This is a genomic window from Streptomyces sp. LN549, assembly GCF_043203805.1.
Lineage (GTDB): Bacteria > Actinomycetota > Actinomycetes > Streptomycetales > Streptomycetaceae > Streptomyces.
The window spans coordinates 9085838-9092649 of record NZ_JAZHRI010000002.1; the positions used below are offsets into that span (position 1 = coordinate 9085838).

Below are 6812 nucleotides of genomic sequence, written 5' to 3' on the forward strand. Positions count from 1 at the left end.
GGCGTCCAGCACGACCCGGCGGAAGAGCCGGCGCTGGGCGGGAGCGAGGTGCTGGAAGTCGGCGGTGAAGCGGGGGAGGGTCTCGAAGGTGGGCACGGTGGTCTCCTCCGGGCAGCACGACGAAGCCCCGGCGGGCGCCGGGGGCTTCCTTGGCGGTGCTCGTTCCTTGGAGCGGTGGTGATGCTCAGCGGTGTTTGTCGGTCCCGTTCGGGTCGTGATGTGCCTGCGGCCGGAGAGCGATGACATTCGCGTTCGGCTCGAAGCCGCTTCCCGCCTGACGGCCAGTTGGGCAGAAAGTCTGGCCGCTGCTCCCGCCTGGCGGGTCGCACGACTGTCCGGCCTTTTCTTGCAGGTCAGGGCCGTGTGGCGTGGTCTTCATGATGGATATCGCGATCATTCGAGCTGGTCAGATGTACCGGTACTACCTGCGCCAGGTCGTTGTCGGCGACGGCCGCCGCCCGGCGCGCACGCCGCTGCGCGAGGCTCAGGAGGAGGCCGGCGTCCCGGCCGGGCGATGGATGGGCCACGGCCTGGCCGCGCTCGGGCTGAGCGAGGGTGAGGAAGTCACCGAGGCGCAACTGCGGAACCTGTTCGGCGAGCGGGGCCGGCACCCGTACGCGGACCGGATCGAGGCCGAAGAGCTTGCCGCGGGGAAGTCCCCGAAGCAGGCGTTCAAGGCCGGCGCCCTGGGGCGTCGGGTGACGGTTACCGGGTTCGATCTCGTGTTCCGGCCGCAGCCGACGATCTACCTGTTGTGGGCGCTGGGTGATGAGGAGACTCGGCGGGTGATCGAGGCCGCGCACGAGCGGGCGGATCGAGCGGGTCCTGGAGTGGATTGAGGTCGAGTCGGCGGTGATCCGGTACGGCAAGGACGGGTATCTGCAAGGTCCTGCCGCCCGGCGGCCTGGTCGCGGCTCGCTTCCGCCACTACGAGGCACGCTCCGGTATGCCGCTGTTTCATGACCATGTGCTGCTGTCGGTGAAGGGGCAGCGCCTGGACGGGAAGTGGGGGTCGGTCCACTTCGAGGTCGTGTTGGAGAACACGGTCGCCGCGTCCGCGCTCTACAACGAGATCGTGGCTGCTGAGGTCTGTGAGGAGCTGGGCCTGGCTACCGAGCCGCGCGTGGTGAGCACCGGGCGGCGTCCGGTCATGGACATCGCGGGCGCGCCCCACGAGCTGATCCGCTGGACCGCCAGCCGCGGGGAGCAGATCGACGCCTGCCTGGCGGACCTGGAGTACGAGTACGTCACCGCCGTCGACGACGAGGGCGAGCTGAAGCACTGGTCCGCGGTCTCCGAGCGGGCCCGGGTGGAACTGATGCAGCTGGCTCCCCACAAGACCCGGCCGCCCAAGCAGAAGAAGGCCCGGTCACTCGCGCAACTGCGCGCTGAGTGGAAGCAGAGCGCGATCGACACGTGAAGGTGGCTGCCGACGTCATCAACTCGCTCCTCGAGCGCGCCCGCGCCGCAGCCGCCGCGATCCGGGCCCGGTCGCCGCCGTGGTCGATGTCGCCCTGGCGGCCGTCGACGTCGCCGCGGTGGTGATCGTGATGAACGGCGGCGGCCGGTTCCACCGCCGGCATCTGCTCGCCGAATCCCGCCGCCACCTCGCTCTGGTCCTGCGCGGCCGGCGCCGCGGACCCCCGCCCGGACGAGACCATTGTGCGTGCCGCCATCTCCACTTACTGCCTGGACATCAGCGAGCCGAAGACCAGACGCGGCCTGCTCTCGGACTACCGCTCCCTACACCGCCCGGTGGGCGCTGTCCGACCTCGATCTCCCCGGCGCCCGCCGACCGCTGTCCCCGACCCGGACCGACTGCCCCCGGCCGACCCCGGCGCATCGGCCCCGGCGGCTCCCCAACTGCCGGGCCAGAGGGCGAGGGAGTGGGAGATACCCCGCGTCCCGTTGAGCTACGACCGTGCCGTCCTCGCCGGCGCGGCCGTACGGGAGAAGCTGCGCACCACCACCGTCACCGCCGTGCGGGGTCGGGCGTACGACGTCGCCGCGCACCAACAGCAGGCGGCGATGCTCGAGCAGCTGCTCGCGCCCCCGGCCGCTGACCCCGAGGACGACGACCGTGGAGCCGGAGGCCGGGCCACGGTCGGGGAGCGACCCGACAGCACTGCGCACGCTGAAGGCGTCGCGCAACGTGACGTGGAAGCCCTCGATCTCACCGACGAACGACTGCGCCATCTCCAGGACGCCTTCACCAAGTCGGCCGACCGCGCCCGCGAGACGATGAGCTGGTACGCCAATCCGGAGGACACCACCCCACCGCGCCCGGTGCGCGAGGACGACCAGCGCGCGCACCGCCCCCAGCAGCCAGACCGACACCGCGGGCCAGAAGCCGGCCGTTGAGTGCACCCGGCGCGGCCCACTGGATGTACACCGACGATGTCGTGCCAGTGGACACCACCGTGTTCGGTATCGACTCCACTGGGCGGAGCCTAGTGGGTGGAGTGGCCGACATCTTGTGGGACGGTGCCGCGCATCCACCTGGTGCGCTCAGCTCAGGTCAAGGAGAACGCGCCGCCTCCACCTCGCCCACCCCCTGCACCGAGTCCACCTCGATGCGCATGGGGCGGGGCCGCGGGCAGCGGTCAGCGGGACTGCACGGTGCGGGCCCACTCCAAGTGTTCGTCGCGCATGGTCTCCAGGTGGCGGCGGTGTCTTTGTGGCTGTCGGGGTCGGGGATGACGTTCTCGACGAAGCGGATGATGCTGCGGGCGATGCTCAGCACGGCCGTAGTGGGGGAGTCGCGCGTCCATTCCCGCAGGGCGGACAGCAAGATGCATCCGACCTCGTCCAGGGCGAAGGAGTCCGCGTGCGGCTCCCTGTCGCCCAGGACCCCCGTGACGGGGAAGACGATGTTCTCGGCGAGCCGCAGCAACAGGAAGGCCAGCTCTGGGAGTGGCCGACGTGCGGCCGGAGGCGTAGTTCCCGCCCTCGCTGACCGTACAGATCACCGGGCACCTAAAATGAGACGGTGATCGTGCAGGTCGCGGTCCCCCGCTACTCATGATCGTGTCTGTTCGTTGAGGGATCCCCTAACGAACAACCCCTGGCGCGGCGCCCTGAGGTTGATCACGTTGGTGCCTATGCGCGGGACGTGCGGAATCTCAGTCGCGCGAGTGCCCCCTCAGCCTCATGTCGGACGTAGCTGTCGAGAGCGGGGTCGGTGACGACCAGGGCGAGAAGGCGGGCTGCTCTTTCTGCGTGTCCCCCGAACTCGGCAAGGGCTATGGCGGCAGCCACGCGCGCGTGTTGACCCAAACGGTGCTGTCTGTGGCGAGCATGGCGAGAAGGCGGGCTGCTTCCTCGTCATGTTCGCTCACCTCGGCAAGTGCTTTGGCGGCCGAACAGCAGACATGATCTGGGTTGCCATCGGCGGCGAACGTGGCGAGGAAACAAGTCCCCTCCTCGGCGTGGCCGGGCATCTTCGCCAGACTCTGGGCCGCATAGATGCGACGGAAGGCGTCGACATTGGTGTCGGCCATGAACGTGGCGAGGAGGCGGGCGCCCTCGTCCTCATATCCCTCCACTCCCGCCAGCGTCTGGGCCGCCCAGACACGGTCAGAATTCTCAAGAGTTGTATTGGCGGCGCAGTGCCGCGAGGAAACGAGCCCCCTTCTCGGTGTGACCGACCAACCTGGTCAAGCCCTCGGCCGCCTGGACGCGAGATGTGGGGTTGAAAGCGGTGTCGGTGGCGAGCGTTGTCAGGATGTTTGCCGCCCCCGTTGCACGGCGCCCCACTTCGAGCTGACCTCGCATGGCGTTGGAGTGGGCGCCGTGCTCAACGACGTCGGTGGCGAGCGTGCCGAGGAGGCGACGAGCGTCTCCGCGGCGTACCCGTCCATGCTGGCCAGTGTTCGGCGCAGCGCGTCCACACGGCTGAGGTCAGGAATGGCGGGATCGACGGCGATATTGGTGTGAGGAGCGTGGCTGTGGGTTGACCGGGGAGTCCGGTTCTCAGCCAGATCTGGCTGGCCAAGAAGTCCAGAGCGGCTAGTGGATCGTCCGTCATGCGCGTCATCGACTGGTCACAAACTGCGCGGGCGTCTGCACCGTGGAGGAGTTGGTCCAAGAGGAAGCCGACGTAGGACGGTTCGAGGCCAGGGGGCCACGGCTGGTCGCGACTCGGGGTCCAACGAAACAAGGCCTGGCCCGCGTGCGCGCGGGCATGGGTGTTTCGGGTGGCGTAGCGGGCGGCGTGATACTCGAGGAAGGTCTGATGGGGGAAGCCGAGCCCGTCTGCATGGTGATACAGCAGGCCGCTGTGTCTGAGAAGGTCGTCCAGGAACGCTTGCCAACGCTTGGCCGGTACATCGTCAGGGCGGTGCACGGCCATGAGTGAGGCCACTGCCTCGGCTGCTGAGGTCGGTTGCCCGGTGAGCCATTGGTAAGCCAGGTAGTCGATCAGTTCGGGTAGCTGTTCGTGGATCTGCTTGGCGGCGGCGGCGACCTTCGACGCGCTTTCGCAGCCTCGAGATCTGTCAGCAGGTGATCCATCGCTTGTTCGTGGCTGTCTGCGACTTCCCTGCTCTTGTTGTGCAGGTAAACCAGGCCGGTGAATTGCGTGTCACGGCGCTGCGGCCGGCGGGCAACGGCCGCTCGGGCTGAGCGAGGTAGAGCTGGCAGAGCATGAAGGCCATCAGCGGGGTGCGGGCTGGCTCGGCCAGGGAGGCGCCGCGCAACGCGCTGATGAACTCCTCGGCGCGATGGGTAGCCCTCCGGTTGCGGCCAGCGGGTGTTTGAAGTACTTTCCGACGTAGGCGTGCACGTCTTCGAGGGCGAAGGGCTGCAGTTCGTAGCGCGAGGCTGTGTCGCCGAGGACGCCCAGTTCGTTGTGGGGCAGGGGGCGGGTGGCCACGACGCACCGGTACAGCGGGGGATCTTCCGCGATGGCTGTCTTCAGTTTTTCTAGAACAGCGCGGCGCTCGCTGGCGTTGGGCAGTTCGTCCAAGCCGTCGACGAGGAGTTGCCAGTGTGCCCCGGCGCACGGCAACTGCAGGAAGCGCTCGGGAGGCAGGGAGGGGTTGCGCCCGTGGTCGGGGAGAACGTCGCTTGCGGCGGCGAGGCCCTCGTGTACGTGGGTGGTCTTTCCGACGAGGGTGCGGGCGCTCACCCAGACCGGAACGGGGCGCGAGCGTTTCCCGGCGGAATGCTTGTCGGCGAGCCACTGGTCAGCGGCCTTGCGTACCTGTGCGCGCAGCAGCGTGGATTTCCCGACGCCCGGACCGGCGATGACCACGGAGATGCGCGCGTCGTTGCCGAAAACGACTTCTGCAGGTTCGAGCGGGGAGTCGTCTCGGGGCCCGGGGTGCGCATCCGGGGCTGCCGGGCGGCTTTGCTGACGCACGTAAACTTCCGTCAACGGCGGCGGCGTACCTTCGGCATCGTCAAGGTCCGGGTCGTACAAGCCCAGGTACGGGTGTGCTGCGGCCGCAGCACGGGCGCCAGCGAGGTAGCGCAGCAGCCCCTCATCCAGGCTGGTGCGCCGGGGAGGGGTGAGCTTGGCCTGCTCCCAGCGGATCTTCCACAGCTCGTGGTGGTATTGCCACTCGCTGGCGGCCGGACCGCGGTAGGGCCCCATGACAGCGTGCTGCTGGCTGCCTCCCAGCCCGCTCGCGCAGTACTTGCACCAGCGCCCACAGGAAGCGGAAGTCTGTAGCGGGATCACCCCAGGTGAACCATTTGCTGACCGCTCCTGTTTTCAGCGGCAGTGCACACCCCGATCCGCTCCAGGCGGTCGTTCGTTTCCTTGACAGCCTGCGATGCGGTGGTTGCCCTTGTACGCTACGGCCTCCAGTTCTTGCAGTGCGTGGCGTAGCGCCGCGCGTTCAGCACTGAGGTCCGACGGGTCGTTCACCACTGCTCTCCTCTCCCGTGTCCCGGCATCCCTACTGAATGCACTGCATCCCGCGCCGAAATGACGCTTAGAACGCCTGTGACCTGGCCTTTTTTATCAAACATGTCCACTCGGTCCACCAGCTGCGGTGCCGTCGCGTGGCCCTGTAGTGCGCTTTCTCCCGTGTCGCTCGACGGACGGCGGCGCCGGAGGAGGAATCGCAATGGACATCACTGCCTGGGTGTGGGTGCCCGTGGCCGCCATGCTGGTGGCGGCCACGGCCGCCGTGCTCATCGTCGCTATCGCACTGCGGGAGTACCGAGTCCTCGGACCGCGCCATCGTGATCAAGGCCGTGGCGGAGCTGATCCGTGCCGTGCGTGGCCGCCGTCGGTGACGACCTGCCTCCGGGCCCTGCGCGGGTGCCGAGGTCGAGGCGGACTTCACCGTCAGGGCGTACGTGGGGCCAGAACAGGGGAGTAGGGCCACGGCGGTCGGCGGGGCCGAGGAGGACGGACCAGGCGGGTTCGGTCGCGCCCCGCTTCTCCGTTACGAGCTCCGCCTTCGTCATCGAGCACCGTCCAGCACTCGACCAGCTCGCCCATCCCCACCGGCTCCCGCCCCGGGACCGCATCATGCCGGAGCACCCCAGACCAAGACACTCACTCGGCAGTAACTCACCACCGCGGTTTGGGGCTGTTCACACGTTCGCCAACGGCACCCGGATGACAGGCGGTGGCCATGAACTCGTCCGTCCAGAGGGTCATGCTCGCCCACTCATGCGCGGGTTCCCGCGACTCAGCGACCAGAAATCAGCGAACCCGCCCACTTCCGGCAACGGCGTGATGATCTACTGGCACGTCGAGCGGAAGAACGTCTGCATTTACTCCCAGCTCAAAAGCTGTTCGTCATCCGAGGTCGCGGCGATGATCGAGGGCCTGCTGGCGGGAAATCCGCACCCAG

General features: G+C 68.2%; 6 protein-coding genes and 1 pseudogene. 4 read left to right on the forward strand and 3 right to left on the reverse strand.

Annotated elements, in window-relative coordinates; all coding sequences use genetic code 11:
- Positions 1-377 precede the first annotated feature (377 nt).
- From SH922_RS40235 to SH922_RS40245, 3 genes are all read left to right on the forward strand, one after another.
- Positions 378-839, forward strand: coding sequence for a relaxase domain-containing protein (locus SH922_RS40235; protein WP_393063827.1), 462 nt, complete (start codon positions 378-380; stop codon positions 837-839).
- A gap of 50 nt (positions 840-889) precedes the next feature.
- Positions 890-1420, forward strand: coding sequence for a MobF family relaxase (gene mobF / locus SH922_RS40240; RefSeq protein ID WP_393063828.1), 531 nt, complete (start codon positions 890-892; stop codon positions 1418-1420).
- A gap of 488 nt (positions 1421-1908) precedes the next feature.
- Positions 1909-2361, forward strand: a complete 453-nt coding sequence (locus SH922_RS40245) for a hypothetical protein (protein ID WP_393063419.1) — start codon at positions 1909-1911, stop codon at positions 2359-2361.
- 157 nt (positions 2362-2518) lie between these two features.
- On the opposite strand, the gene SH922_RS40250 is transcribed toward SH922_RS40245, so the two are convergent.
- The 3 genes from SH922_RS40250 to SH922_RS40260 form a co-directional block, all read right to left on the reverse strand.
- A complete protein-coding gene (locus SH922_RS40250; protein ID WP_393063420.1) occupies positions 2519-2893 on the reverse strand; it encodes a hypothetical protein in 375 nt (124 codons plus the stop codon).
- 349 nt (positions 2894-3242) lie between these two features.
- Positions 3243-3545 (reverse strand): hypothetical protein, encoded by a 303-nt coding sequence (locus tag SH922_RS40255; RefSeq protein WP_393063421.1) that lies wholly within the window; start codon positions 3543-3545, stop codon positions 3243-3245.
- Between the two features lie 1109 nt (positions 3546-4654).
- Positions 4655-5596, reverse strand: a complete 942-nt coding sequence (locus SH922_RS40260; protein ID WP_393063422.1) for an NACHT domain-containing protein — start codon at positions 5594-5596, stop codon at positions 4655-4657.
- Positions 5597-6682: 1086 nt separating this feature from the next.
- On the opposite strand from SH922_RS40260, the pseudogene SH922_RS40265 reads away from it, so the two are divergent.
- Positions 6683-6812 (forward strand): annotated as a pseudogene (locus tag SH922_RS40265) (Tn3 family transposase); the annotation flags it as partial.

What these genes read in the sequence shown, in the direction of transcription:
- SH922_RS40235 (WP_393063827.1), top strand. Translation starts at nt 378, where the DNA reads ATGATGGATATCGCGATCATTCGAGCTGGTCAGATGTACCGGTACTAC.
- SH922_RS40260 (WP_393063422.1), bottom strand. Translation starts at nt 5,596, where the DNA reads ATGGGGCCCTACCGCGGTCCGGCCGCCAGCGAGTGGCAATACCACCAC.